Here is a 26857-nt window from a genome sequence, read left to right as displayed (position 1 = left end):
CTGCTTGCAAGCTCATTGAGACTTATGCTCCCCTAGGTCAATTGGCTGGGATGGTCTTTAAATTTGTGTTGGCGCGGAGCTATGATGTTGGTCGGACCGTTTGACGCGCCTGCTCACGTTTTTGCGAGACCCTTCTTTTGGTACTGAAAACACCGACGATACAGGTCTATGATACCCCGAAATACTCAATCGAGCTGGGCTGCATATGAAACTGTTTTGGCTAACGGCCCTCGCGATGATCGCTTTCGCGGCCAATTCTGTGCTGACGCGCATGGCGCTGTCCGACGGGGCTGATCCGTTTGCTTTTACCGCAATTCGCGTGTTTTCAGGCGCAGTCGTGTTGATGAGCCTTGTTGTCTTTCGCGGCGGTTTACCAAAAGTGTCATGGCGAAACTATGCAGGGTCTTCCTTGACGTTACTGGCCTATATGCTTGGTTTCTCAATATCTTATCTATCAGTGTCTTCTGGAATAGGAGCGCTGATTTTATTTGCAACAGTGCAAATATCGATGACTGTCGGGGCGATTGTTTCGCGCGATCCGATGCCTGCGCAGCGCTGGATCGGAGGGGCGCTGGCCCTCGCTGGCTTGGTTTATCTACTGTGGCCCAGCGGTGAGATTGCTTTGACGGGACTGGGCGCCTTCGCCATGATCGTGGCTGGGATCGGTTGGGGGATGTATTCCCTGATTGGGCGCAGCGCAGAAAACCCCTTGGCCGATACAGCTGTGAATTTTGCCATCGCGACGGTGCCAACAGTGCTTGTTTGGGCTGTGTTGCAAGGCGAAATCTCCGCAACTGGCGCAGGCCTCGCTGTGATATCAGGCGGGCTGACATCTGGGCTTGGCTATGCGCTGTGGTATGCAATTTTGCAGCACTTGGGGGCCAGTCGGGCAGGGGTTGCACAGCTTACTGTGCCGCTTTTTGCCAGCATAGGCGGCTATGTGATCTTGGGCGAACAGATCACGCCCAAGTTCAAAATCGCGAGCCTTTTGGTTTTGGGTGGGATCGCTTTATCGATGGTTGGCGGGCCTAAAAAACGTTAGGCCGCGCCTGTGATTTTATTCACATGGCCCATTTTACGGCCTGCTTTTACATCGGACTTCCCATACATATGAATCGCGACCGATCCATCTTTGGCGTAGTCAGCGATCTTATCCACGTCATCCCCAATCAGGTTGAGCATCTCGACATTTGAATGACGTTTTCCATCTCCTAAAGGCCAACCAGCCACCGCGCGAATATGCTGTTCGAACTGGTCAATCACGCAGCCGTTTTGGGTCCAGTGACCTGAATTATGCACTCGTGGCGCGATTTCATTGACCACAAGACCCTGTTTGGTGACAAAGATTTCAACCCCCATGACGCCCACGTAATCTAGCGCGTTCAATACTTTAGCGGCCAAAAGAACAGCATCCATACGCTGCGATGAGGTCAAAGTTGCAGGCACGGTGGTCGTGTGCAAGATGCCATTGATATGCACGTTTTCGCCGGGATCAAAGCAAGAAACATCACCGGCCTGACCGCGCGCGGCAATCACCGACACTTCATGCGTAAAGTCGATGAAACCTTCCAAAACGCTGGGCGCGCCCGCAACATCTTCCAATGCTTTTGCGGCATCAACGGGGGCCATAATGCGGGACTGACCTTTGCCGTCATAGCCAAAGCGCCGCGTTTTCAAAATGGCTGGTGTGCCGATTTCTGCGATGGCTTTGTCCAGATCTTCGGCTGTATCAACGGCTGCGAAAGGCGCAACTTTCAGGCCAAGGTCTACCAAGAATTCTTTTTCCGAAATGCGGTCTTGCGACACGGCCAAAGCGCGACGGTTAGGGCGGATCGGTTTGATCGATTCCAGTAAGTCCAGTGCAGATGTTGGCACATTTTCGAACTCATAGGTGATCACATCCACAGAGGCAGCGAAAGCTTTTAAGGCTTCAGCATTTTCATAGGACGCGGTGGTCACCTTATCGGCCACGTGACCCGCGGGCGGCTGTGCAGAGGGTTCAAAAACATGGGTTTTAAAGCCCAGACGAGAGGCGGCAACTGAAAGCATTCGGCCAAGTTGGCCGCCACCTAGAATGCCGATCGTGGCGTTGGGAGCAAGCACATCAACCATCGGTGGGCTCATCAGGAATAGAGGCTGCCAAGGCGTCGCGCCATGCATCCAAACGCTCGGCCAATGCATCATCTGCGGTGGCCAAAATGCCAGCCGCCATCAGGCCTGCATTTGCAGCACCTGCTTCGCCGATGGCCATGGTTGCCACGGGGAAACCTTTGGGCATTTGCACGATGGAATACAAGCTATCCACACCAGACAAAGCGCGGGTTTGCACAGGAACACCAACCACAGGCACGCGGGTTTTAGATGCCATCATGCCCGGTAAATGTGCCGCGCCACCTGCGCCAGCGATGATCACTTTTAGGCCGCGCTCAGCAGCGGTTTTGCCGTAAGCCCACAAGCGGTCAGGGGTGCGATGCGCTGAGACAATTTTGGTTTCATAGGCCACGCCCAATTCATCCAAAATATTCGCTGCAAGTTTCATTGTGGGCCAATCCGATTGGCTGCCCATAATAATGCCGACTTTGACGCTCACGATGCTGTCCTCGTTGGTGGGGATTTTCAGGGGCGCAGTATAGCGGTCTGCTGGCTATGCGCAATGAAGGGGGTGAAGAATAAGGCCCTGATCGGGGATTAAGCCGTGATATCAGGGGTCAATTGATCCTCGAGTTGCGCGATGCGATCTTTCAGTGAAAGTTTCTGTCGCTTCAAGCGCTGTAGTCGCAGGGCATCGGGCATCGTTTGCGTTTGAATTGCATCAATCGCGTCTTTTAGATCGCCATGCTCGCGTTTTAGCACTGCAAGCTTAATGCGCAGTACTTCTTTTTGGTCCATGCGTGTCGTGCTGTTCATAATGTATGCGACTCGAAGTTTTATGTTATCTGTATCTTACGCTGAAATCCTCTTTTCTCAAAGCCTTGTGGTACATGACTTGAAGCGAGCGCCAAAAACCCCATATTGTTAAAGAAGGCCGCCAACCACGGGGCCATATCTACACTGTCGCTTGTTTTGGAAGGGCGTGTTTATGACGAAAATGAGTTTTGGGTCACATCCATTTTTATTGGGGTTTGATCAGTTGGAAAGATTGGTCGAACGTACGGCCAAAGCGGATTCAGGGGGGTACCCCCCCTATAACATCGAGCAGACTCAAGAGAATGCTTACAGAATTACCATCGCTGCTGCAGGGTTTTCGCAAAGCGATCTGTCTATCACGTTAGAGAACCGTCAATTGGTGATCCGAGGTAGACAAGCCGAAGACAGCGAAGCGCGTGCTTTCTTGCATCGCGGCATTGCGGCACGTCAGTTCCAACGGAGTTTCGTACTGGCAGACGGCGTTGATGTGCGTGGTGCGACCATGGAAAATGGTTTGCTGCATGTCGATCTTGTCCGCTCGACGCCAGACACTGTTGTTGAAACAATTGAAATCAAAAAGGGGTAAATCCAATGGAAGCGAATTACAAAGACATCCCAGGCGCACCTGACAAAATCGTCTACGTGCGTTCAGTGCTTGTCGCTGATTTACCTGACGATGTGCGCGCCAAAGCTGGCGATTTTGAAACCCTGTTTGCGGTTCACAATTCCGATGGGGATCGCATGGCCTTGGTTGCGGATCGCAAGCTTGCATTTGAGTTGGCGCGCGAGCATGACTTTTCGCCTGTGAATGTGCACTAGTCTTCTATACCGCGATATTCTGATGCAGATTCAAGCGCCCCGATCACATGGTTGGGGCGTTTTTGCTATGTTAAAACAGGCTGACGAAAACAACGAGGGCGCGCCAGTTTTGCAAGGCGCGCCCCCTAGAAATCTAAGCTGATAAAAGCCTGTCGCGTTTACGCGTCGTCTTGTTCCGCCAAGAAGCGTTCCGCATCCAAAGCCGCCATACAGCCCATGCCCGCTGATGTCACAGCTTGGCGATAGGTGTGATCAGTCAAATCGCCCGCAGCAAATATGCCAGGAATAGATGTCATAGATGTGCCTGGTGTGACTTTTACATAGCCGCCATTATGCGTTTCCAAAACGTCCGACACCAATTCGCTGGCAGGGGCGTGACCAATGGCCACGAAAACACCTTTGGCTGGGATGTCTTTGATCTCGCCCGTTTTGACATGTTTGGCACGCACACCGTTGACGCCCTTCATGGGCGCTTCGTCACCGTAAACTTCCACCAATTCGTGGTCCCAGAGCACTTCAATTTTTTCATTTTTGAACAAACGGTTCTCAAGGATCTTTTCGCAACGCAATGAATCGCGGCGGTGGATCAAGGTCACCTTTGAGGCAAAGTTGGTCAAAAACAGCGCTTCTTCAACTGCTGTGTTGCCGCCACCGATCACAACGATTTCCATGCCTCGGTAAAAGAAGCCGTCACAGGTCGCACAGGCTGACACACCAAAGCCTTTGAAGGCTTCTTCAGAGGGCAATCCCAACCATTTCGCGCGCGCGCCCGTCGCCAAAATCACAGCGTCGGCTGTGTAAGTCGTGCCGCTGTCGCCCATGGCCACAAAGGGGCGCACGGTTGTATCAAGGCTGGTGATGATATCTTGCTTGATCTCACAGCCCATTGCAGCCGCGTGTTCTTGCATGTTGACCATCAACTCAGGCCCTTGGATTTCTTTTTCACCTGGCCAATTTTCAACTTCAGTCGTGGTGGTCAATTGACCGCCTGGTTCGATACCTTGAACCAGTAGCGGTTCCAGCATCGCGCGCGAAGCATAAACGCCAGCCGTATAGCCCGCAGGGCCAGACCCAATGATCAGAACTTTTGTGTGTTTGGTCTCAGACATATCGGCCTCTTGTCAAATGCAGTGTTGCGATTGATATAAGCACCCCGTCGCGTACACGCAAACGCTATGGTTGAAAATAAGTGCCAGCACCGTATTTTATCAATTTCGGCACATATCTCGGCACTGTTCGATGAGGCGCTGTGTGGAATGTTCTTGTGTTTTCATGGTATAAATGAGACAGATACTTGCGTCTAAGGTTGTAATTTTGACGTTTTTATAAAATTCTGACGCTCAACCCCTCGCATGGAGATAAAAATGTCTGGCCATAAGCTTGATGAAATCGATCGCAAGATTTTGGCCGAATTGCAGGCCGACGGGCGGATGACCAATGTGGAATTGGCCAAACGTGTCGGTATTTCTGCGCCGCCCTGTTTGCGACGCGTGCGGACCTTGGAAGAGGTCGGCTATATTACGGGCTATCACGCCGTGGTTAATGCGCGCGCTTTACATTTCGAAGTGCAAGTCTATGCGATGGTCGGCCTGTCCAGCCAAGCGGAATCCGATTTACAGGCTTTTGAAACCCTTTGTCTCAATTGGCCGTTAGTGCGGGAATGCCACATGTTGAACGGCGAAGTGGATTTCATTTTGAAATGCGTCGCGCCAGATCTGTCCAGCTTTCAAAGCTTTCTGACATCTGAACTTTTAACAGCGGCAAATGTAGCCAGTGTCAAAACATCTTTGGTTATTCGCGGCGCTAAGGATCTGCCTGGCGTTCCCTTTGATGTGCTCGAAAAACGCTTGGCCAAAAATAGCTAAATATACCCGTAACGGCCCCATCTTTGACGGGGCCGCGGCTGGGTTAAGCTGATGTTAAAGCTGCAAGATCCCCAGCAGACAGGCGCGGGTGTACCATAGCGCCAAAATCGCCCAGCTCTGTGAGATGTGGGAACAAGGTCATAAATGTTGCTCGCAATGTGCCAATCAACTGACCCGATGCCGCTGTGCCTGGATGATAGGTTTCCAACTCAAAACCATTCACGCGGATTAAGCGGTGTTGCGCCAAGCAGATATGGTAAGTGCGCACAGATGTGGCGGGTGTGACTTCGATCACTCTGTGCCCATCCGCCAAGCTGGCCACAGGAGCAAGCGCTTCGGAAGTGCCGAGATAGGATTTCAATGCCTGCGCGCGATGCACGTAGCGCGCCCCTTTGCCCAGCATCAGGTCAGGGGCAGGGCTGCCCCACCCAAAGCTGTCCGACACGATACGATACAGGGTTTCTGGCGCTTTGCCGCGCGCGGGGGCACCTTTGGCGTCGAGCTGCATTGACCCAATCCACTGAACGGGCATGAAATCCCCATCAGCGGTTTCAACGTGATCACCAGGCAAAAGGTCTTCGATGGCGATCGGCCCATGCTGCGTGGGGATAAGTGCGCCGCGCGCAAAGCTGCTAAAGGCATTCTCAAAAACAGGCAAAGCAGGCGCTTGTGTATGGTGATCCATAATGTCGCCATTGGGCGCAAGCCACATCATGTCGTAATGTCGTTGAGCAAGGCGCGGTCGTGGTGCTGGCTGTACGCGGCGCACCGTCCAAGCTGTCTGCGATGCAGTTTTATCTGCCTGTACCAGTCCAGCGGAACTGCGAAATTGGGACGCCGAAAGGGCGTCAGTATGAGGGTGCGACATTGAACACTCCTGTGGTCACTGTGTCGGCCCCCACCGATATCAGCAGGTTAACAATCGCAGGTGATTGTGTTCATTGTCAAAATTATAATTGTATTGTTCTCTCGGCGGTAAATAGTCCGCGGCGTAAAGGTGGCTTTGTTTCCAAAATCAATACGATTACACGGGGTAGGCAGTCCGATTGTGTCACCTTTATGCCCCATGTGACTGAGAATCATTCTACTAAAAACGCGAATCTGTCGCGATCTTGACGGAGAGTCCTGCGCAGATCAAAGCGAAGCAGATCCGCGCAGCGCCTTATGCAGAGGCTGCCAATTTGGTGCCACAGGTGCGAGCAGCAACCTTGGCTTTCCATTCCGCGCGCCGCGCTCCGCGGGCCCATGGAAGCTTAACATCTGATTTCTTGGATTCGGCGATTGCGGAGTTCAACCAACGGCGGTTCTTTGTCATGTCTGCTCTCTTTCAGTTGGCCCGTCTGATGCGGGGTTGCTGTTTGTTAGAGCTAATATGACGGTGGTCTCGGGCGAGAATTTGGCGATATGCGTTTCAATCGTGGTCTTTTTGTGAAACCTGCTCGTTCAGTAGTGAAATGGAGGCGGTTTCATTTAAGCGCATGAAATTAAATACTAATTCTACGTGGCGGAAACAATAAGTCGCGGTGGATCCTATTGTTTCTGGCGGAAATAGGGCGTTCACCTGCCTCTATTGGGCCCAATTTCCGTTACAAACGGATGGTCGACAAAAGCCGACCATAGTCAGCTTCTTTCTTATGGACAGATCTGCGGTAGGAAAAGAATCGGTCTGCATCGGCATAGGTGCAATGGCCTGTCCATTCGGCATGTCCAACACCAGCGCTGCGCAATTTGTGCAAACCAAAGGCGGGCAGGTTGAACATATAGCGGTCTTCCTGACCATTGGCGAAGAATTGCACGTTTTCAGGGTCTTCATCCATGAAACGATCCAGAAACTCAGGCCCAACTTCATAAGCGCTTTGCGAAATGCTGGGACCGATGATGGCGGTGATGTTTTCGCGCTTGGCACCAAGGGCTTCCATTTCGTCCAAAGTACGATCCAAAATCCCATCAACAGCCCCGCGCCACCCCGCATGGGCCGCTCCGATGACATGCGCCGTTTTATCGGCAAACAAAACGGGCTGACAATCAGCCGTTAGAATAACCAAAGCCAATCCCGCTTGATCCGTCACTAAAGCATCCGCACGCACTGCTTCGCCAGTTTGCGGGCCTGTCACCCGCAACACATCAGCGGAATGCACTTGATGTACGCCACATAGGTTTTCAGGGGCCACATCCATCGCGCGCGCCACACGTGACCGATTAATGGTGACGATATCAGATTGGTCTGTTGATCCATGCCCGCAGTTCAGCCCCGCATAAACACCTGAAGACGCGCCGCCTTTGCGGGTGAAAAAACCGTGCTCAATGCCTTCTAAGGCGTCTGCGGTGATGACTTCTAGGTTCATATCAAGGTTGGCTTTCAACTGTGCCCTTAGGTTGGGGCGTCAAATCCAGGGGGCAATAAAGTTTCACGCGGCGCAATGGCAATCGCTTTGAAAAGCAAGCCCATTTTATCGGTGTTGGTCAACCTGTCAAATGCTTCAAAATGAAGATCAAGGTCTGTTCCGCTCATTTTTGTGGCGAGTGCCTGCGCGCGCTGGGCAATGCCCAAACGGGCCAAGAGCGGTCCCTGTGCGATCATCTGCGACACGGCGCAGCCTGCATCCGTGGCACAAAGCGCCAAGGCTTCAAAATCTACATGCGCGGTCAGATCAGCGCAGCCGGGGCGTGCCAAAGGATCAACCATTTCGTGATTTTCCACGGCTTGAAATGTATCGCCGATCGCGTGCCAATCGCCGTAGTCAATCACAATACCGCTGCCGCCATAAGTTGTAATGCGTTGTGCGATCTCGTCTATAATCGAGGCAAAGGTCGGACAGATTTCCACCACATCCCCCGACTGCGTGTCGTTCAGCCTATGATCCAACAAGGCAATCGGTGCAGGTTGTGACAGCCCCAATGTGAGTGTTTCGTCGATCAAGCCGACTTGCGCTTCACGCCAGCCTTTTTCGTCGCGCATGAATTGGCGGATGGGCAGGGCGTCGAAAAATTCATTTGCGATCAAAAACAGCGGCTGTTGCGGAAGTTTTGCGACTGTATCAACCCAAGTCACATCATAGCCTGACAACTTTTCGCGCTGTTTGTCGCGCAGTGTTGGTGAGGCTTCGACCAAGGTCACGTTCATCGCTGTGTGCATATTCGGCACAGCCTTCGTCGCACGTAAAATATCGGCCATCAAAGTCCCACGGCCTGGTCCAAGTTCAGCCAGTGTAAAAGGCGCGGGACAGCCTTGATCGACCCAAGATTGTGCAAGACAGAGCCCCAAAACTTCGCCAAACATCTGACTGATTTCAGGCGCTGTCGTGAAGTCGCCATCACGTCCCAATGGGTCGCGTGTTGTGTAATAGCCGTGGTCGGGATGCAGCAGACAATCGGCCATATATTGCGCCAAAGAAATCGGTCCTGTCTTGGCAATGCGGCGCGCCAAAAGGTCAGCTAGGGGTGTCGGCGCGCTCATTTTTGCTTGGCTCGCGCGGCGAGAAAGAGACCGATCAAAATCATGGGCAGTGATAGAATTTGCCCCATTGAAAGCCCAAGAAACACATGGCCCATCGGATTGTCAGGCGTAATAAACTGCGCATCAGCTTGGCGGAAAAATTCAACGATGAACCGTGATATGCCGTAACCTGCGATGAAAATCCCTGCAATTAAGCCTGGTTTTTTCAACGCGCCAAAACGCCAGACCAATACCAGCAACAGCGTGCCTAAAATCAAGCCTTCCAACAAACCTTCATAAAGTTGCGATGGGTGACGGGCGCAAAGCTCCGTTGCGGTCGCGCAGGCCTGTGCTGCATCGCCGGGAAAGACAACAGCCCAAGGCGCATCGGAGGGGCGCCCCCAAAGTTCGGCATTGATGAAATTCGCCATACGCCCCAGCAAAAGCCCCGCAGGCGTGGCCATCCCTAAGATATCAGCCAAAGACAAAAGCGAAATCTGATGCGCGCGCCCATACAGGTAAGCTGCGACAACGACCCCTAAAAATCCACCGTGAAAGGCCATGCCGCCTTGCCAAACCATCGGGATTTCCAGAGGGTTCGCGAGGTAATATTCAGGTTTGTAAAACAATACATATCCCAAACGCCCGCCCAGAATGATCCCCAGAACCAGCCATGACAACAGGTCGTCAAGCTGAGGGCGGGTCATCGGTGGTGTTTCATGTGACCAAAGACGTGCCGTGCTGATGGCGCGCATCATTAAAAACCATGCAATCGCAACGCCTACAATATAGGCCAGCGCATACCAATGCAGGGCAAAATTGATCGGCCCAAGCTCAATGGAAAAGAGTACAGGCGAGATATCGGGGAATTGGATCACAGCGGGTAAATTCATCATGTGCGCATCTGTCGTAGCGAAAGGGCAAGAGTCAAGCTTGCGATTTGCACTCTATCGCCCCATATACAGTCAGGACAATCAAATCAGCGTGTCTGCGGCTCTTGGCCCCTTGCGCGCTTCAAAGCTGCACTGGAGAGCCCATGCAAACGCGCAATAAAATTCTTGATGATTTTTCCCAGCTTATGACCAACGCGATGGGCGTGGCCCAAGGGGCCAAAGACGAAGCGGATACCGCGCTGAAAAGCTTGGTGGACCGTTGGTTGGCGGATCGTGATTTTGTCACCCGTGATGAATTTGAGGCCGTGCGTTTGATGGCGCAAAAAGCCCGCGAAGAAAACATTGCCCTCACAGCGCGCCTTGAGGCTTTGGAAGCAGCGGCAAAACCCGCCAAGAAATCTTCCAAGTCCTAAGCGACACCAAAGGCAGATATATTTGAAAAGGGGGCATCAGGTGCCCCCTTTTTTGTGTCTGAGGCATGGCAGTCTTTGCCCCAGTTTTGCGCATGTGACCACAGTCTATCTGTGGGTAACTGCATTAGCTGGGGATAACCCAAAAGTTTCGCTTTACAGACGGGGCGCTTTTGGCACACCATATATTGTATAGGGCGCAAGCGTTCCTGCCGCCCCTAGATTAGGCACCAAGTCTTGGTGGTGGTGATGGGATACATCGCAAAGCCAAAGGCCAAAACAATAAAGCGAGGCTGCACATGTCGCTGAACGAGCCATCTTTTTCTGAAGACCTACACCCGATCGATTTAGTCGAACACCTTGCCCTGACCCATGAATGGGAATTTGATCGTGTCGGGGATGATCAAATTTCAATGGCTGTCGAAGGGCAGTGGCGTACCTATTCTATCACTTTGGCATGGTCCGACTATGATGAAACCCTGCGCTTGATTTCGACCTTTGACATGGATCCTCCCGCAGAACGCCTGCCGCAGATGTTCGAAGTGCTCAATCACGCGAATGACGAATGTTGGACAGGCTCTTTCACGTATTGGCAAGATCAGCGTTTGATGGTCTTTCGCTACGGCTTGTCACTTGATGGTGGGCAGGTCGCCGTGTCTGAGCAAGTGGATCGTATGATCAATTCAGCTGTTGCGGCCTCCGAACGGTTTTATCCCGCGTTTCAATTGGTGGCTTGGGCCGAACGTGACCCGAAAAGTGCCATGGATATCGCGATCCGCGAAGCTTACGGACGCGCCTAGTCGCATCCATGCTTGCGCGAAAATAAGCGTGTGCGCAGGCTTCGTGTTGCACCTCTATCGAGACTGTCTACACTGCCCCCTGAACCCTCAGGGGGTCTATTTATTTGCAAATGGAGTGTGGCATGGATGATCTTAAAAAACGCGGTTTGGTTCTTTTGGGCTGTGGTAAAATGGGCTCTGCGATGCTGAAAGGCTGGCTAGATGGCGGCCTGCCGCCCAGCTCAGTGACTGTGATTGCGCCGCGCCCATCGGATTGGGTGAAGTCAACAGGCGTTAATATCAATACAGATCTGCCTGAAGATCCCGCAATTGTTTTGCTGGCTGTGAAACCTCAAAAAATGGCCGAAGCTCTGCCGAGCCTAAAGGCGTTAGGCAATGGATCGACTGTGTTCCTGTCTGTGGCTGCTGGTATCAGTTTGGCCAGCTATGAAGAAATGTTGGGGGATAAGACCCCCATCATCCGCGCTATGCCAAATACGCCCTCTGCCATCGGGCGCGGGGTGACGGGGATTGTGGGCAATGCCCGTGTTACTGCCGATCAAATTCAATTGGCGGATGAATTGTTGCAGGCCGTAGGTCAGGTTGTGCAACTGGAAAATGAAGGGCAAATTCGTGCCTTAACGGCTGTGTCTGGATGCGGCCCCGCCTATGTGTTCCACCTGATCGAAACCATGGCCGCGGCGGGCACTGCGGCAGGCCTGCCTGAAGATATGGCTTTGCAATTGGCGAAAGCGACTGTTGCGGGGGCAGGGGTCTTGGCAGAAGAAACCGATGAAACCCCAACGCAACTGCGCGTCAACGTGACCTCTCCCAATGGGGTCACAGCCGAAGCCCTGCGGGTCTTGATGGATGAAGAAAACGGTTTTCCACCCCTTTTGGACCGCGCGATCAAAGCGGCCATGAAACGCGATGCGGAGCTTGCATAATGGATAGCGAAATCAGTTACGACGACTTTCTAAAGGTGGATGTGCGCGCAGGTGTGATCACCCGCGCTGAACCTTACCCCGAAGCACGCCAACCCGCGATTAAGCTTTGGATCGATTTTGGCGGTGATATCGGCGAAAAGAAATCATCAGCCCAAATCACAGCGCATTATAAACCCAAAGATCTGATCGGCACTCAAGTGATGGCTGTCGTCAATTTTCCACCGCGACAAATCGGCAAATTCATGTCCGAAGTCTTGGTTTTGGGCTTTCCTGATGAGGTGGGCAATGTTGTTTTGGCGCGCCCCGATCAAGATGTGCCAATAGGGGGGCGTTTGCATTGAAGCTGCTGGTCACACAATCCATGCCCGAAACTGTTGAAGCCGAACTGAGCGCTCACTTCGACACAACCTTTCGTGCAGGCGGTGCTATGCGCCTCGACGAAGCGCGCCAAGCTATGAAGGACTATGACGCGATTTTGCTGACCTTGGGCGATCAGTTTTCGACCGAAGCGTTTGAGGGAAATCTGCGGTGCAAGGCTTTGGTCAATTTTGGTGTGGGGTTCAATCACATCGATGTCGCTGCGGCCAAGGCTGCTGGCATGCAGGTCAGCAATACGCCAGGTGCGGTGACCGATGCCACAGCCGATATTGCCATGATGTTGATCTTGATGACTGCCAGACGCGCCTCAGAAGGTGAAGCTTTGCTGCGCAGTGGCGATTGGACGGGCTGGGCACCGACCCAGCTTTTGGGGTTGCATGTAACGGGCAAAACTTTGGGCGTGATTGGTATGGGGCGGATCGGCAAGGCAATTGCCAAGCGCTGCCACTTTGGGTTCGATATGAATGTCGTCTGCTACAACCGCTCTGAAGTGCAAGAATTTGACGTGCCCTGTCATCAATTGGACAGCATCGAAGAGGTGATGGAACACGCTGATATTGTCGTCTTGGCCCTGCCTGCGACCCCTGCGACGCATCACATTATTGGTGCCGCACAATTGTCGGCGATGCAGAAGCACGCGGTTTTGGTCAATATTGCCCGTGGAGACATCATTGATGAAAGCGCTTTGATTGATGCGCTGCAAAACGGCGTTATCGCTGGGGCTGGTTTGGATGTTTACGAACACGAACCACATGTGCCGCAAGCGCTGATTGATCTGCCCAACTGCAGTCTTTTACCGCATTTGGGCACCGCAGCGTTGGAAGTGCGCAGGTCAATGGGGGCTATGGTGATCGAAAATCTGCACGCTTTTGTGGCGCAAAAGTCACTTCCCAATGCGCTTTGATCACTTTTTCGTGATCAAAGCGTGAGTATCGAGATGGCTTTGTTTGATTGTGCGTTATGGTCTTGGTGCGGGTGACCTTAGGTCACCTGTTTCCTCGCGCCAGTGACGGCGGCACAAGGAAACATAACGTTCATTGCCCCCGATTTCGACCTGTGCACCATCCGTCAAGACGGTGCCATCTTCGGCCTTGCGCACGACCATCGTTGCTTTGCGCCCGCAGTGGCAGATGGTGCGCACCTCGCGCATTTCGTCGGCCAAGGCCAGCAGCGCGGCCGAACCTTCAAACAGGTTGCCCTGAAAATCCAAGCGTAATCCGTATGCCATTACGGGCACGCCCAAATCATCAACCACCCGCGCCAACTGCCAGACCTGCGCTTTGGATAGAAACTGAGCTTCGTCTATAAAGATGCAAGCGACCTGTGATTTTTCCAAGCGGGCTTGGGTCTTCGCGAATAAATCTTCGTTTTCGCCAAAGGTATCAGCCCGCTCACCAATGCCAATGCGCGATGCAATGCGACCTTCGCCTGCACGATTATCGAATTGCGCGGTGATCAGATAGGTTTCCATTCCGCGTTCACGATAGTTATGTGCAGCCTGCAACAATAACGTCGATTTGCCAGCGTTCATGGTCGAATATTGAAAATACAGTTTTGCCATGGCACAGGGTTTGCCCAATGAAAGGCCATTGATCAAGAGAAACTGAACCCTTTGTCCCGTAAAAAAGGCGCTCAAGTCGGGGGGCGAATGTTAAATACTGGAAACACAGTTGCGCAAACATTTGGGATGAGAGACGCAAGACAAAAACACATTTAAACACCTGTGACCGAAGCCACAAAAAACACCTTCCCCCGACTATCGCGTTTTGGCGCAAGGCGCGCTAAACTCATAAACCCTAGCAACAGCAGGTAGATTAAAGTTTTGCATGTGCTATGAAGTTTGATAATGGGAAACCAGATTGAGAATTCCCCCTAAGTCGGGGGCTGATTTTAAATGGGATGAACGATGAACGCCTCTGGTAGCTATTTGAAAAAACACGCTGAAGCGCTTGTGAAAGATGTCGGTTTAGAAGCAGCTTGCGCTTTGACGGGCAAATCAAAGGCCACCTTGGGGCGGTATTATTCCACATCAGATGAACATGCCGATCGCTTTATGCCTGTGGATGCTGTGGCGCAGCTCGAAGCCGCTGCCAGCTATCCGCATGTGACATCCGCCTTGGCTGAATTGCGTGGCATCACCCTGTCTTACGACCAGTCTCATAAGAACACGCCTGAAAAAGTCGGAGGCGTAAATGCCGATGTGATCGCACTGTCCCAACGCTTTGCCATGTTGATGGGGGAATACACCGCTTCGATGGAAGATGGCGTCATTACGATCAATGAAGCCAAGCGCCTATTGCGCGAAACATTGGAATTGCAGCAGGTGCTTGTGTCGATGAAAATGCATCTGGAAGACGAAGCGACCTAAGCCATTTGCTTACAGCGATCTTGAATTGAAAACGGCGCCCGATGAGGCGCCGTTTTTATCTTATGCAGATGTTTTGCTGCGACGTGGGCGACCGCCACTTGGCTTGCCCGATTTGACGCCATTGCCGCCTGGACGTCCGCCGCCGGATTTAAATCCACCGCCACCACGACGACCACCGCCGCCACCGCCGCCGCGACGACCACCACCGCCACCGCCGCCACGTTTCGGACCAGGCATGGCCGCATCATCGGACCAAGACGCAGGTGTTGCGACAGGGATCGAGATTTTCATCACTTTCTCAATCGCACGGAATTCGCCCAATTCAGCTGGCGAACAAAATGCCACAGCCTTGCCATCACGACCCGCGCGAGCGGTTCGACCAATACGGTGCACATAGTTTTCAGGCACGTTTGGGAGCTCATAATTGTACACGTAGCGCACCAATGGAATGTCGATGCCACGTGCAGCAACATCTGTCGCCACCAGCACATCCAACTGACCATCACGGGCCATTTTCAACGTGCGCTCACGTTGACCTTGGGATTTGTTGCCGTGGATGGACCCGGATTTATACCCTGCGGCTTCCAACTGTTTCGACATGCGTTCCGCACCGTGTTTGGTGCGTGCGAAAACGAGTGCCAACTCACCTTTGTGAGTGCTCAGGTGTTTTTTCAACAGATCAGGCTTGTCGGACTGGCCAACATAGTGAACTTCCTGTTCGATCTTATCGGCAGCACGCCCAGCAGGGGACACTTCGATGCGTACAGGAGAGGTCAAATAGCTTTGCGCCATCTCGTTCATGTGCTTGTTCATTGTGGCTGAAAACAGCATTGTTTGACGCTCTTTGGCCAGCATTGGCACCAGTTTACGCAACGCGTGAATAAAGCCCATATCAAGCATCTGGTCCGCTTCATCGAGCACCAAAAAGGATGTTTCATCCAAACGAATGGCGCGGCGATCAATAAGGTCCATCAAGCGACCCGGTGTGGCCACCAAAACGTCGGTGCCGCGCTCAAGGCGTTTGACCTGTGCGTTGATAGATACACCACCAACCACACGGTTGATTTTCAGGTGTGTGTCTTTCATGAACGGAAACAGGCTGTCTGCGATCTGGTTCACCAACTCGCGGGTCGGGGCCAAGATCAAAGCGCGGGTTGTTTTCGCGTTCGGTTTGGTGCCTGCGCCCAAAAGTTGATCCATCAATGGCAGACCAAAGGCCAGCGTTTTGCCTGTACCCGTTTGGGCCAAGCCCATAACATCGCGACCATTCATCACTTCTGGAATAGCACGCGCTTGGATTGGCGTTGGTTCTTTTAGGCCCATGTCGTTGAGCATAGTCAAAAGGCGCGGCTTGAGGCCGAGCATTGTAAAATCAGTCATGTATCTCTTTCTGTGAGAATAAAATTCCCACACGCGGAACACCACATACGCCCAATGGGGCCATGCGGATCAATGGTCGCGGGAAAGGTCACCAGTGATTGGCATCACGCCAAACCTGTTATCCCGCCGGACCCCTCGCGTGAATGTGGGAACCTATGGGCGATCAAATCGCCCTATATCCAGCGCTGAGACGCACAAGTGCGTGGCTGCTCACGCGGCAGCATGGGCGGTGGATATGTGGCACATGGGGCAGGGCGCGTGATAAGTCAAGGGTATTTGCAAGCCGCAAGCATATGAAACGAAAAAAGGCGCCCACTTGGGACGCCCTTTTCTTTGGATTGGCTGACGTTTTACATAGCCTGCTCTTGCAAGCTTTCGACTTCGATCTCGCCTTCGCCGCGTGACTTCATCGCCATAGCAGCGGCATGAGCGCCTGCGGCAGTGGTGAAGTAGGGGATCTTGTCATAAAGTGCCACTTTACGGATTTCGCGGCTGTCTTCAACGGCTTGTGCGCCCTCGGTGGTGTTGAGCACCAGCGCGATGTCGTCGTTTTTCAGCATGTCCACAATATTTGGGCGGCCCTCATAGACTTTGTTCACAACCGTGCTGGCCACGCCTTTTTCAGTCAAAAATGCAGCTGTGCCACGGGTGGCGACGATTTCGAACCCGAGATCCACAAGTGTTGTCGCAGCTTCAATCGTGGCGTCGGTTTTATCCATGTCTTTGATCGACAAGAAGACTTTGCCAGTCTCTGGTAGAACCGTGCCAGCGCCAAGCTGAGCTTTCAAGAAAGCACGAGCAAAGGTTTTGTCAGAGCCCATGACCTCACCTGTAGAGCGCATTTCTGGCCCGAGGATTGTGTCGACACCAGGGAAGCGCGCAAACGGCAAGACCGCTTCTTTCACCGCGAAACGACCTGTTTTAGAGCTGTCGACCAGATCAAAGCTGGCCAAAGGTTCACCTGCCATCACGCGGGCTGCGATGGATGCGATGGGTGAATTCACGGCCTTGGCCACGAAAGGCACAGTGCGTGAGGCGCGCGGGTTGACTTCGATCAGGTAGATCTCATTGTCTTTGACCGCGAACTGGATATTCATCAAACCGACCACGTTCAGCGCCAAAGCCAAGGCGCGGGTCTGGCGGTGCAGCTCTGCGATGATGTCATCTGACAAAGAATATGGCGGCAAAGAACAAGCGGAATCGCCTGAGTGCACGCCCGCTTCCTCAATGTGCTGCATGATGCCCGCGACATGCACGTCTGTGCCGTCACATAACGCATCAACGTCGATCTCAACTGCGCCAGACAGGTAGCTGTCGAGCAACACAGGGCTGTCGCCAGAAACCACAACCGCAGAAGAAATATAGCGTTTCAGCTGGTCCATATCGCGGACGATTTCCATCGCACGACCACCCAAAACATAGGAAGGGCGGATCACCAACGGAAAGCCGATTTCAGCCGCAATTTCGATCGCTTCGGCATCTGTCGATGCGATACCGTTTTTCGGCTGCTTCAATTCAAGACGGTTCACAAGATCTTGGAAGCGCTCGCGATCTTCGGCCAAATCAATAGCGTCAGGGGAGGTGCCCAAGATTGGAATGCCCTCAGCTTCCAAAGCGTTGGCCAATTTCAGAGGTGTCTGACCGCCGAATTGTACGATAACGCCGTGCAATGTGCCCTTGTCTTGTTCAACGCGCAGAATTTCCATCACGTGTTCGAATGTCAGCGGTTCGAAGTACAAACGATCAGACGTGTCGTAATCTGTGGACACTGTTTCAGGGTTACAGTTGATCATGATGGTCTCGTAACCCTGTTCGGTCAGCGAGAAACAGGCGTGACAACAGCAGTAGTCAAACTCGATGCCTTGGCCGATACGGTTCGGACCGCCGCCCAAGATCACCACTTTTTTGCGATCAGAAGGGCGCGCTTCACATTCGACTTCGCCCATCATCGGCGCTTCGTAGGTGGAGTACATGTAAGGTGTTTGCGCTTCAAATTCCGCTGCACAGGTGTCGATGCGTTTGAATACGGCATTGACGCCCAAGTTGCGGCGTGCACGGCGAATGTTGGCCTCGTCGCGGCCTGTGAGTGTGGCCAAACGCGCGTCTGTAAAGCCGAGCATTTTCACGCGGCGCAATCCGTCTTCGGAAACAGGCAAGCCTTCTTTGCGGATCGTTGTCTCAGCGTCAACGATTTCGCGGATGCGCTCAAGGAACCAAGGGTCGTATGAGTTCGCTGCATGGATTTCGTCGTTGGTCAGGCCAAAACGGATGGCTTGGGCGATCACGCGCAAACGATCTGGTGTGGCTTTGGACAATGCTTTGATGACTGCGGATTTCTCAGGCGCGCCTTCGATTTCGATCTCGTCAAACCCTGTGAGGCCCGTTTCCATCGACGCCAATGCTTTTTGCATGGATTCGTGGAAGGTGCGGCCAATCGCCATGACTTCGCCCACGGATTTCATCGCGGTCGACAAGTTTGGCTCAGAGCCTGCGAATTTTTCAAAAGCAAAGCGCGGGATTTTGGTGACAACATAGTCGATTGTCGGCTCAAAGGATGCTGGAGTCACTTTGGTGATGTCGTTGTCGAGTTCATCCAAAGTGTAGCCAACTGCAAGTTTGGCTGCAATTTTCGCAATCGGGAAACCGGTCGCTTTGGACGCCAAGGCAGAAGAACGTGACACGCGTGGGTTCATCTCGATGACAACCATGCGGCCGTCAGCTGGGTTCACAGACCACTGCACGTTTGATCCGCCCGTTTCCACGCCAATTTCGCGCAACACATTGATCGAATGGGTGCGCATCAATTGGTATTCTTTGTCGGTCAAAGTGAGCGCAGGGGCCACAGTCACAGAGTCGCCTGTGTGCACGCCCATTGGGTCGACGTTCTCAATCGAACACACGATGATGGCGTTGTCTGCTGTGTCGCGGACCACTTCCATTTCGTATTCTTTCCACCCCAGCAGGCTTTCGTCCACAAGGATCTGTGCCATTGGCGAGGCTTCCAAGCCAGAGCGACAGAAATGTTCGTAGTCGTCGCGGTTATATGCAACACCGCCGCCTGTACCACCCAAAGTGAAGGCCGGACGAATGATCGCTGGCAGACCGATTTCTTCAAGCACTGCGAAGGCGTCTTTCATACCAGCTGCAATGTCGTATTTGCCATCTTCGCCTTTTGGCGCGGCCACGATTTCAGCTTTCGGGTTTTCGATGCCCAAACGATCCATCGCTTCGCGGAACAGTTTGCGATCTTCTGCCATTTCGATCGCGGCACGTTTCGCGCCAATCAGTTCCACGTTGAATTTTTCCAAAACGCCCAAGTCATCCAGCTCAAGCGCTGTGTTGAGGCCAGTTTGACCGCCCATGGTGGGCAGCAATGCGTCGGGGCGCTCTTTTTCGATAATCTTGGCGACAACTTCGGCCGTGATAGGTTCGATGTAAGTCGCATCTGCAAGGCCCGGATCGGTCATGATCGTCGCAGGGTTCGAGTTCACCAGAATGACACGGTAGCCTTCTTCGCGCAGCGCTTTACAGGCTTGTGCACCAGAATAGTCAAACTCACAGGCTTGGCCGATAACAATCGGTCCCGCGCCAATGATCATGATGGATGAGATATCGGTTCTTTTAGGCATGGCAGACCCCAGTGTTTTTTGCAGGCGCAATCCCTCCGCGCGGGGCAGGGGATAGCAAATTGTCGTGAGTTATAGGCATGAGGCGTGCATACGCAAGAGGAGTCTGACGCATTTTGCAGCTATATTTGACCGATTACCTTGTTGGCGGCGCCGGTTGATGGCGCAGGGTTTCCCCTTAGGCGGTATTTACACCTTTGGTGCGATCTGACTGCGAAAAATTGCGACCCATGTCACAAGCCCAACGAATGCAATTAGGCTCACTGTACCGAAGACTTGAAATGGCATCGGTACGATTGATATCCCAAGATAGAGCACCGGTGCGGGAATGCTGATCGGTAAAAAGACACAAGCCAGTGCTAAAAGTGTTTTTCGTGGACTAATGTGGCGGGCAATATAAGGGGCAAACGCGACAATCGCGATGTAGTGATAGCTCCATGACAGCGGGCTTGCCAAAGCATAAAGCCCCATGAAAATCGCCCAAAGCCACCCACTTTTGGCAGTGTTGCGCGCCTTATGCATCGCCCAGCAGCCGCCTGCGAGCAAGATCAGTGCAATGCCCGAATTCACCTGTTTCCATAGATCGGATTTTGCCGCGAAGAGATACGCCAAGTGCGTGCCTTCATTTGCTGTGCCTAATTTTGCCCAATCGGGTCTTTCCATTTGGGGCAAGTCGTCTACGAAAAACAGTTGCCCTACCAAGGGATCGATGGAAAACGAAATCGGTGTGATCAACACTGTTTGTGCGATGGTTTTAACCTGATCCAAGAAAACAACGTGCAAAGGCCACCCCGCAAGGGCCACCGAAAGCCCGCCCAAGGCCGCGCCGAATAAAATGAAAGGCAAGACCATTTTTTTATGACCGCTGGCGATAAAGAAAAAAATGAACACCGCAGGATAAAGCTTGATCGATGCGGCCAATGCCAAAGCAGCCCCCGCTGAGAAATTGTGCTGCGCGCGGGCGCGTTCTATGGCCAAAAGCGTTAAAAAGGCGACCAAGATCTGTGGTTGGTTCTGCACCAACGCCAACTGGCCGACCCATGTGGTAAACAGCAACACTTGGCCTGCAACCAACAAGATAACATTGACCTGCTTTAGGCCCACAATCCGTCCAGCTAACAGCACGCAGAGTGACAAGATGATCGGATTCACAAAAGACGCAATCGCACTAAATGTCGAATAGGTTGTGATCTTTGTCAAAGCACCTGTAAGGACCGCCCAAATCGGGGGGTAGATAAAGGGATATAGCGCATCGCTATAGTCTGTGCCGCGCAGCTGTTCATACCATGCCGCCGGCGCCAATAGATCAAAAACGCCCGTGTTTTGCGGGTAGATATCCCCCACTGTGCCATTTGCCCAAGCAAGCCCTGCCAGCCATGAGGCATATAAATCTGGCGCAGGTTCCCCCGCATAGCTCGTGTAAGATAGGATCGCCATCACGGCAATTAACAGGAATGCTTGAAAAGCGGGTCGTTGATAAAAACGTGGCATATGGTGATCTTTGGTTTAAATGCGCGCCAAATAAGCGCAATAAATTATTAACGGTGTGCGGATTTCAAAGGGCACAATCAAGCCAAACAGGCTCAGATCTACGTCTTTCACCGCAACCCATGCGCTTGGGCAACACCAAACACATTATAATGGACTGCAAAAACGTCAGCTGCCCTTGACTTTTAGGCCCCAGAAAGGTGTATCAGCGCGACGACTAATATTAGTCCAAGACCTGAGGATTCCGAATTATGCACGCCTATCGTAGCCATACCTGCACTGAATTGACCAAGGCCAATGTCGGCGAAACCGTTCGTCTGTCGGGTTGGGTTCATCGTATCCGTGACCACGGCGGTATTTTGTTTATCGATTTGCGTGATCATTATGGCATCACCCAAGTGCTTTGCGACCCTGATAGCCCTGTGTTCAAGGACATGGAAAAAGTGCGCGCCGAATGGTGTATCCGCATCGATGGCAATGTCATGGCGCGCGATGAAAGCCTTGTGAATGAAAAATTGCCAACAGGCGAAATCGAAGTCTTCGTGCGCGATTTGGAGGTTCTCGGCGCCTCTGATGAGCTGCCTTTGATGGTTTTTGGCGATCAAGAATACCCCGAGGAAACGCGTTTGAAATACCGCTACCTCGATCTGCGCCGCGAAAAGCTGCAAGAGAATATGAAGCTGCGCTCAAACGTGGTGAAAGACCTGCGCGAACGTATGTGGGCGAAAGATTTCAACGAATTCCAAACGCCTATCATCACAGCGTCTTCCCCCGAAGGCGCGCGTGACTTTTTGGTGCCATCGCGTTTGCACCCCGGTAAATTCTACGCTTTGCCGCAGGCCCCTCAGCAGTTCAAACAGCTGATCATGGTCTCTGGCTATGACAAATACTTCCAAATCGCGCCATGTTTCCGCGACGAAGACCCGCGCGCTGACCGCTCTCCCACCGACTTCTACCAGTTGGACATCGAGATGAGCTACGTCACACAGCAAGACATTTTCGACACTGTCGAACCTGTGATCGGCGGCATGTTCGAAAAATTCGGCAAAGGTCGCAAAGTCAACAAAGACTGGCCGCAGATTTCCTACAAAGACGCCGCTCTTTGGTACGGCTCTGACAAACCAGACCTGCGCAACCCGATTAAAATGCAAGTCGTGTCCGAACATTTCGCTGGATCAGGTTTCGCCATCTTTGCGAAATTGCTCGAAACAGAGGGCACAGAAATTCGGGCTATTCCTGCGCCCAAAGGCGGCTCACGTAAATTCTGTGACCGTATGAACAAATTCGCGCAACAAGAAGGCCTGCCTGGCATGGGTTACATCTTCTGGCGTGACCAAGGCGAAGGTTTAGAGGCGGCTGGTCCATTGGCGAAAAACATCGGCCCAGAGCGCACTGAAGCCATCCGTCAGCAACTCGGCCTTGGCCTTGGTGATGCGGCCTTCTTCTTGGGCGGCAAGCCGAAAGCCTTTGAATCTGTTGCGGGCCGTGCGCGCAATGTGATCGGCGAAGAGCTAGGTTTGACAGATAAAGACAGCTTCCAATTCGCTTGGATTGTGGATTTCCCGATCTATGAAAAAGACGAAGAAACTGGCAAAATCGACTTCGAACATAACCCCTTCTCTATGCCACAAGGCGGCATGGAAGCGCTGAACGGAGATCCGTTGAAAGTGCTTGGGTATCAGTATGACTTGGCCTGTAACGGTTATGAATTGGTATCAGGTGCCGTGCGCAACCACTCACCAGAAATCATGTACAAAGCCTTCGAGATAGCGGGCTACGGAAAAGAAGAAGTCAACAAACGCTTTGGCGGGATGGTCAACGCATTCCAATACGGTGCTCCGCCCCACGGTGGTTGTGCAATGGGCATCGACCGCGCTGTGATGCTTTTGGCGGACGAGGCCAACATCCGCGAAGTTATCATGTTCCCGATGAACCAACGTGCAGAAGACTTGATGATGGGCGCGCCAAACGAGCCGATGAACGAACAGCTACGTGAATTGCACCTGCGTGCGATCCCAGCCGAAGACTAAGATCAAATAAGGGCCAAAGCGGTCAAAATCGAAATGTAAAAGGGCGCGTGGGAAACTTCGCGCCTTTTTTAATTGAGGGGGGTGCGTGAAATTTACACCACGCGCGCTTGATCGATTCTCTCATGCACCAGCCCTGCAACCCGCGCCACGTCCGACCCAAAGGGTTTGCCTTGTTCGCGGTGTGTGGCCAAAGTCTTGGCGGCGTCATCAAGTTCTGTATCCCCTGATGTGCGGGCAATCCCAGATAAAAATTGGGCAATGTAATCCAGCATATCTTCGCCACGATTGAGTGTCATCAGGTCTGAAATATGGATAAAATCGTCCTGCAAGGCGATTGGATCAGGGGAAATGTCTTCATTTGAAACGGGTCGAATGCCCATGGGGCGCACAGATTCGGGCAGCGCATTCAAAATAATTTCCTGAAAAACGCCGAGATTCGCGATGGGCTTTTCGATGAATGCATCAGCCCCTGCCGCCATTGCAAAAATCTCTGTGCCAGTGTCCCCAGACATTCCTAAAACCACATCCACTCGGGCGCTGGCATGGGCCAATTCATCAATAAGGTCAGCACCAGATCCGTCAGGCAGGCCAAGATCGACAATCACAACATTGGGTCGATAAACCCGTAAGTGTTTGCGTGCATGCATTAAATTATCAGCGCGGCGGATGCGTGCACCTGAGCGCAGGCACAAAAGGCGCAGCGCCTCTGAGGCAAATCGACTATCTTCGACGATCAGTACGTTTAGCCCTAAAAGAGGGCGTTCAGCCGTTGGTGATTGGACTGGTATTAGGCTTTCAAGGTCATTGGACATAAGGCAGCTCCCAAGTTTTCTGGCCTCCATTAACCCTGAAATTGGTGAATAGGGCGTTAACCTTGCGCTGCTTCGCGGTATTTCTCCAAACAAGCGGTGGGCCGTGCTGCCCCTGCGACGTCGCGCCACTTGTGTAAACTTTTCAAAACAGGCCATATGGGTCGAGTTAAAACAGGAGCATTTGATGATTGGTCGGTTAAACCATGTAGCGATTGCCGTGCCTGACCTAGAGGCAGCCTGCGCGCAATATGCGGGGCCGCTTGGCGCCAAGGTCGGCGCGCCTCAAGATTTGCCTGAGCACGGGGTGACTGTGGTGTTCATCGAATTGCCCAACACCAAAATCGAACTGCTTTATCCTTTGGGGGATGCCTCGCCGATTGCCAGCTTTCTGGAAAAATCTCCAGCGGGGGGCATGCATCACATCTGCTATGAAGTCCCAGATATTCTAAAAGCACGTGATCAATTGATCAGCGATGGGGCGCGGGTTTTGGGGGATGGTTCTGCAAAAATTGGCGCGCATGGGAACCCTGTGTTGTTTTTACACCCCAAGGATTTCCAAGGCTGCCTTATTGAATTAGAGCAGGTCTAGGTCTCTGCATTGGCGTGGGGCAACTCATGCAATCAAAGGAATTCTATATGTCTATCGTTTCTGCCATCGTTCTTTATGCCGTCATTTGGTTTATGACGATGTTCGTCGCCCTGCCAATAGGTCTGCGCACCCAAGGGGATGAGGGCGATATTGTTGAAGGCACACATGCCGGCGCGCCAGCCAATTATAACCCAAGGCGCAAGGCAATCATCGTCAGCTTGGTCGCCTTGGTGATTTGGGCTGCTATTGTTGGCGTGATTTATGCTGAGGTGATCACATGGCAAGATCTGGATTGGACTCAAGGTCCGCTTACGCCAAGCAACTAGGCGCAAGCGTTTTAGTCTAAGGTTAAGCTTTGGTCCTGCGGCGCTTGGTCCAGTTGTGGCAAGCGGCTGCCCTCAAGGCGCATAAACATATGGGTGAATGTGGCCGCGCCCAAAACTGGGATCAACAGGTTTACGAAGGGGATCGATAGGGGCACGGCCATCAAAGCGCCAGATAGCCATATTTTCGCCCCGTGACGCGCCCTTGCGGCTTTTGCCCCTTCGCGCCCCAATCTGCGCACAGCAACCATCTGAAAATATTCCCGTCCCAGTAAAAAGCCGTTCAAGGCCCAAAAGATTATTGGAGCTGCGATATTTAGGATCAGGTAAATCACCAAGGCAATCACATTGGCCAAAATCAAAATTCCCAAAAATCCGACCGTATCGCGCATCATGTCGCTAAAACTTTGGCGCGGCGCTGGGGGCAACTGGGGATAATGTTTGGCTTCGACCGCTTCTGCGACCTCATCCAAAAAGAACCCTGTAAAGGCGGATGCCACGGGCACCATCAAGAAGACGGACAGACCTATCATCACAAAAAACGACCCGATGCTGATGGCCAATCCCAGACCTATGTCGCCTATCAAGGGCAGTGAAATGGTGTCTGGCAAAAACAGGCCTAATGCCCAAACAAAGACGATGTACATCCCGACCAACAAGGCAAGTGTCAGGCCAATGCCTTTGGCCAAAACAGATTGAAATCTTGTGTCGCCCAATTGGCCTATCGCTTTGAAAAAATCATCAAGCATCAATCGGTTACCCATGTTGTGATCGCGTTCAAATCAGGGCGTGGGCGTTCTGGTGGCGCTGATTTTTCGGTGCCGATATGAATGAAGCCTGCGATGGATTCGTGGTCCGCCAAACCTAGGCCTTGGGTGCGGAAAGTCGGATCGTGCGAAGCCCAGCCCGATAGCCAGTTTGCACCCCACCCAGCGGCCAAAGCCGCGTTGAGCAGCGCCAAACAAGCGGCTCCAGCAGAATAAAGTTGTTCAATCTCGGGGACTTTTTCCGACGCTTTCGGGCTGAAAATCACAGCGATGGCCAAATCAGCGGTACCATATTGATTGATTGATTTTGCCACTTGCGCGTCATCCAAATCGCGCCCTTGTGCCAATTCTGCTACCAAATGCGACAGGCGTGTCAGGGCTGGTTTTTCCAACACAATAAAGCGCCATGGCTCAAGCTTGCCGTGATCTGGTGTGCGCGCAGCTGCGGTCAAAAGTGGCAGCAGGTCTGCGCGGCTGGGCGCGGGGCCTGTCAGCGTTTTCGCGGGGCGTGAGCGCCGAGACAGCAAAAAATCAAGGGCCGATTGGTTTGGCGTGGGCATATTAAAGTGCTTTCTGTTGAACCTAACTGTCAGCTATGTCGGCATTCTTCGCGCAACAATCAACCGATTTTCCCTGATAAATGTAACAAAGACTTACATTGCGCCTGCCCAAGGTTCAATGTGAAGCACTTCAAAGTGGTAATCCGCGCTCCATCAAGCAATAGAGCTAACTCACAAGGCAGTTTTCGCGGTGGCGTTGACGATTGTATAGGCCCCCTCGGGCAGATCCAAAGCCGCACCGATATCGCGCAACTGGGCCATAGAAAGCGTTATCTTATGGTTTTTGCCTTCGCGGGGGTCATATTGTTCAACCGTGATACATTCGGAAAATGCCGATACAATCACATCCTCTTGCAAAGGGGCGCCTTCGTCATCGACCAGTGTAATCACCGTCGCGTCAAATTCGTGTTCGATGGTAAACATGACATCAATGCTATCGCTGTCGTGTGGATTTGCAAGTGCTTTGATCGGTTGTAACTC

The 26857-nt window shown here is 52.6% G+C and carries 30 protein-coding genes; 13 read left to right on the top strand and 17 right to left on the bottom strand.

Going from position 1 to position 26857, the window contains the following annotated elements:
- Positions 1-205: 205 nt before the first annotated feature.
- A complete protein-coding gene (locus EDD53_RS10245) occupies positions 206-1042 on the top strand; it encodes a DMT family transporter (protein WP_123793160.1) in 837 nt (278 codons plus the stop codon).
- Here the strand turns inward: EDD53_RS10245 and EDD53_RS10240 are convergent.
- The 3 genes from EDD53_RS10240 to EDD53_RS10230 all read right to left on the bottom strand — a co-directional run bounded on the left by EDD53_RS10240 (position 1039) and on the right by EDD53_RS10230 (position 2907).
- On the bottom strand, positions 1039-2112 hold the full coding sequence (locus tag EDD53_RS10240; RefSeq protein WP_123793159.1) for a 5-(carboxyamino)imidazole ribonucleotide synthase: 1074 nt from the start codon (positions 2110-2112) through the stop codon (positions 1039-1041). The two genes, EDD53_RS10245 and EDD53_RS10240, sit on opposite strands and share 4 nt — an antisense overlap.
- Positions 2105-2593, bottom strand: a complete 489-nt coding sequence (gene purE / locus EDD53_RS10235; protein ID WP_123793158.1) for a 5-(carboxyamino)imidazole ribonucleotide mutase — start codon at positions 2591-2593, stop codon at positions 2105-2107. The genes EDD53_RS10240 and purE overlap by 8 nt, the downstream gene beginning before the upstream one ends.
- Before the next feature lie 95 nt (positions 2594-2688).
- Positions 2689-2907, bottom strand: coding sequence for a YdcH family protein (locus EDD53_RS10230; protein ID WP_123793157.1), 219 nt, complete (start codon positions 2905-2907; stop codon positions 2689-2691).
- 172 nt (positions 2908-3079) lie between these two features.
- Between EDD53_RS10230 and EDD53_RS10225 the strand changes: the two genes are divergently transcribed.
- Together EDD53_RS10225 and EDD53_RS10220 are read left to right on the top strand one after the other, a co-directional pair.
- Positions 3080-3493 carry an Hsp20 family protein gene (locus tag EDD53_RS10225; protein ID WP_123793156.1) on the top strand — a complete coding sequence of 138 codons (414 nt, stop codon included), beginning with the start codon at positions 3080-3082 and terminating at the stop codon, positions 3491-3493.
- Between the two features lie 5 nt (positions 3494-3498).
- Positions 3499-3726: a DUF1150 family protein gene (locus EDD53_RS10220; protein WP_123793155.1), complete on the top strand. Its 228-nt coding sequence runs from the start codon at positions 3499-3501 to the stop codon at positions 3724-3726.
- Positions 3727-3884: 158 nt separating this feature from the next.
- On the opposite strand, the gene trxB is transcribed toward EDD53_RS10220, so the two are convergent.
- Positions 3885-4835, bottom strand: a complete 951-nt coding sequence (gene trxB / locus EDD53_RS10215) for a thioredoxin-disulfide reductase (RefSeq protein WP_123793154.1) — start codon at positions 4833-4835, stop codon at positions 3885-3887.
- 255 nt (positions 4836-5090) lie between these two features.
- On the opposite strand from trxB, the gene EDD53_RS10210 reads away from it, so the two are divergent.
- Positions 5091-5591, top strand: coding sequence for an Lrp/AsnC family transcriptional regulator (locus EDD53_RS10210; RefSeq protein ID WP_123793153.1), 501 nt, complete (start codon positions 5091-5093; stop codon positions 5589-5591).
- Between the two features lie 43 nt (positions 5592-5634).
- Here EDD53_RS10210 and EDD53_RS10205 read toward each other — a convergent pair whose 3' ends face one another.
- The 5 genes from EDD53_RS10205 to lgt form a co-directional block, all read right to left on the bottom strand.
- Positions 5635-6459 carry a Hint domain-containing protein gene (locus EDD53_RS10205; RefSeq protein ID WP_123793152.1) on the bottom strand — a complete coding sequence of 275 codons (825 nt, stop codon included), beginning with the start codon at positions 6457-6459 and terminating at the stop codon, positions 5635-5637.
- A gap of 294 nt (positions 6460-6753) precedes the next feature.
- A complete protein-coding gene (locus EDD53_RS14855) occupies positions 6754-6906 on the bottom strand; it encodes a hypothetical protein (protein ID WP_170162739.1) in 153 nt (50 codons plus the stop codon).
- A 271-nt stretch (positions 6907-7177) separates the two neighbouring features.
- The gene (gene pgeF / locus EDD53_RS10200) at positions 7178-7936 is read right to left on the bottom strand and encodes a peptidoglycan editing factor PgeF (protein WP_123793400.1); all 759 of its coding nucleotides are present in this window, start codon (positions 7934-7936) and stop codon (positions 7178-7180) included.
- A 26-nt stretch (positions 7937-7962) separates the two neighbouring features.
- On the bottom strand, positions 7963-9048 hold the full coding sequence (locus EDD53_RS10195) for a class I SAM-dependent methyltransferase (protein WP_123793151.1): 1086 nt from the start codon (positions 9046-9048) through the stop codon (positions 7963-7965).
- Positions 9045-9923 (bottom strand): prolipoprotein diacylglyceryl transferase, encoded by an 879-nt coding sequence (gene lgt / locus EDD53_RS10190; RefSeq protein WP_246002353.1) that lies wholly within the window; start codon positions 9921-9923, stop codon positions 9045-9047. The genes EDD53_RS10195 and lgt overlap by 4 nt, the downstream gene beginning before the upstream one ends.
- A 140-nt stretch (positions 9924-10063) precedes the next feature.
- Here lgt and EDD53_RS10185 point away from each other — a divergent pair, with 140 nt between their 5' ends.
- The 5 genes from EDD53_RS10185 (at position 10064) to EDD53_RS10165 (ending at position 13338) form a co-directional block, all read left to right on the top strand.
- The gene (locus EDD53_RS10185) at positions 10064-10333 is read left to right on the top strand and encodes an accessory factor UbiK family protein (RefSeq protein ID WP_123793150.1); all 270 of its coding nucleotides are present in this window, start codon (positions 10064-10066) and stop codon (positions 10331-10333) included.
- A 296-nt stretch (positions 10334-10629) separates the two neighbouring features.
- A complete protein-coding gene (locus tag EDD53_RS10180; protein WP_123793149.1) occupies positions 10630-11130 on the top strand; it encodes a type III secretion system chaperone family protein in 501 nt (166 codons plus the stop codon).
- Positions 11131-11252: 122 nt separating this feature from the next.
- Positions 11253-12056: a pyrroline-5-carboxylate reductase gene (gene proC / locus EDD53_RS10175; protein ID WP_123793148.1), complete on the top strand. Its 804-nt coding sequence runs from the start codon at positions 11253-11255 to the stop codon at positions 12054-12056.
- Positions 12056-12397, top strand: a complete 342-nt coding sequence (locus tag EDD53_RS10170; RefSeq protein WP_123793147.1) for a tRNA-binding protein — start codon at positions 12056-12058, stop codon at positions 12395-12397. The genes proC and EDD53_RS10170 overlap by 1 nt, the downstream gene beginning before the upstream one ends.
- The gene (locus EDD53_RS10165; protein ID WP_123793146.1) at positions 12394-13338 is read left to right on the top strand and encodes a 2-hydroxyacid dehydrogenase; all 945 of its coding nucleotides are present in this window, start codon (positions 12394-12396) and stop codon (positions 13336-13338) included. The genes EDD53_RS10170 and EDD53_RS10165 overlap by 4 nt, the downstream gene beginning before the upstream one ends.
- A gap of 54 nt (positions 13339-13392) precedes the next feature.
- Here the strand turns inward: EDD53_RS10165 and EDD53_RS10160 are convergent, their stop codons facing one another.
- Positions 13393-13995, bottom strand: coding sequence for a thymidine kinase (locus EDD53_RS10160; protein WP_123793398.1), 603 nt, complete (start codon positions 13993-13995; stop codon positions 13393-13395).
- Positions 13996-14340: 345 nt separating this feature from the next.
- Here EDD53_RS10160 and EDD53_RS10155 point away from each other — a divergent pair, with 345 nt between their 5' ends.
- Positions 14341-14802 carry a hypothetical protein gene (locus EDD53_RS10155; RefSeq protein ID WP_123793145.1) on the top strand — a complete coding sequence of 154 codons (462 nt, stop codon included), beginning with the start codon at positions 14341-14343 and terminating at the stop codon, positions 14800-14802.
- Between the two features lie 60 nt (positions 14803-14862).
- Here the strand turns inward: EDD53_RS10155 and EDD53_RS10150 are convergent, their stop codons facing one another.
- The 3 genes from EDD53_RS10150 to EDD53_RS10140 form a co-directional block, all read right to left on the bottom strand.
- Positions 14863-16182, bottom strand: coding sequence for a DEAD/DEAH box helicase (locus tag EDD53_RS10150; RefSeq protein WP_123793144.1), 1320 nt, complete (start codon positions 16180-16182; stop codon positions 14863-14865).
- 350 nt (positions 16183-16532) lie between these two features.
- A complete protein-coding gene (gene carB, locus EDD53_RS10145) occupies positions 16533-19811 on the bottom strand; it encodes a carbamoyl-phosphate synthase large subunit (protein ID WP_123793143.1) in 3279 nt (1092 codons plus the stop codon).
- Positions 19812-19997: 186 nt separating this feature from the next.
- The gene (locus tag EDD53_RS10140; protein WP_123793142.1) at positions 19998-21299 is read right to left on the bottom strand and encodes a glycosyltransferase 87 family protein; all 1302 of its coding nucleotides are present in this window, start codon (positions 21297-21299) and stop codon (positions 19998-20000) included.
- A 248-nt stretch (positions 21300-21547) separates the two neighbouring features.
- On the opposite strand from EDD53_RS10140, the gene aspS reads away from it, so the two are divergent.
- On the top strand, positions 21548-23326 hold the full coding sequence (aspS, locus tag EDD53_RS10135) for an aspartate--tRNA ligase (protein ID WP_123793141.1): 1779 nt from the start codon (positions 21548-21550) through the stop codon (positions 23324-23326).
- 92 nt (positions 23327-23418) lie between these two features.
- Here the strand turns inward: aspS and EDD53_RS10130 are convergent, their stop codons facing one another.
- Positions 23419-24138, bottom strand: a complete 720-nt coding sequence (locus EDD53_RS10130) for a response regulator (RefSeq protein ID WP_123793140.1) — start codon at positions 24136-24138, stop codon at positions 23419-23421.
- Between the two features lie 184 nt (positions 24139-24322).
- Here EDD53_RS10130 and mce point away from each other — a divergent pair, with 184 nt between their 5' ends.
- Positions 24323-24727, top strand: a complete 405-nt coding sequence (gene mce, locus EDD53_RS10125; protein ID WP_123793139.1) for a methylmalonyl-CoA epimerase — start codon at positions 24323-24325, stop codon at positions 24725-24727.
- Between the two features lie 47 nt (positions 24728-24774).
- Positions 24775-25053 carry a DUF1467 family protein gene (locus EDD53_RS10120; RefSeq protein WP_123793138.1) on the top strand — a complete coding sequence of 93 codons (279 nt, stop codon included), beginning with the start codon at positions 24775-24777 and terminating at the stop codon, positions 25051-25053.
- 11 nt (positions 25054-25064) lie between these two features.
- On the opposite strand, the gene EDD53_RS10115 is transcribed toward EDD53_RS10120, so the two are convergent.
- The 3 genes from EDD53_RS10115 to EDD53_RS10105 form a co-directional block, all read right to left on the bottom strand.
- Complete coding sequence (locus EDD53_RS10115; protein WP_123793397.1) at positions 25065-25799, bottom strand: EI24 domain-containing protein; 735 nt, start codon at positions 25797-25799, stop codon at positions 25065-25067.
- Positions 25799-26377: a nitroreductase family protein gene (locus EDD53_RS10110; protein WP_123793137.1), complete on the bottom strand. Its 579-nt coding sequence runs from the start codon at positions 26375-26377 to the stop codon at positions 25799-25801. The genes EDD53_RS10115 and EDD53_RS10110 overlap by 1 nt, the downstream gene beginning before the upstream one ends.
- A 171-nt stretch (positions 26378-26548) precedes the next feature.
- Positions 26549-26800: a hypothetical protein gene (locus EDD53_RS10105; protein ID WP_123793136.1), complete on the bottom strand. Its 252-nt coding sequence runs from the start codon at positions 26798-26800 to the stop codon at positions 26549-26551.
- Between the last annotated feature and the right edge of the window lie 57 nt (positions 26801-26857).

This window comes from Pacificibacter maritimus (genome assembly GCF_003814915.1).
GTDB lineage: Bacteria > Pseudomonadota > Alphaproteobacteria > Rhodobacterales > Rhodobacteraceae > Celeribacter > Celeribacter maritimus.
The sequence above is the reverse complement of the archived record's forward strand: the minus strand, read 5'-3'. Positions and strand labels throughout refer to the sequence as shown.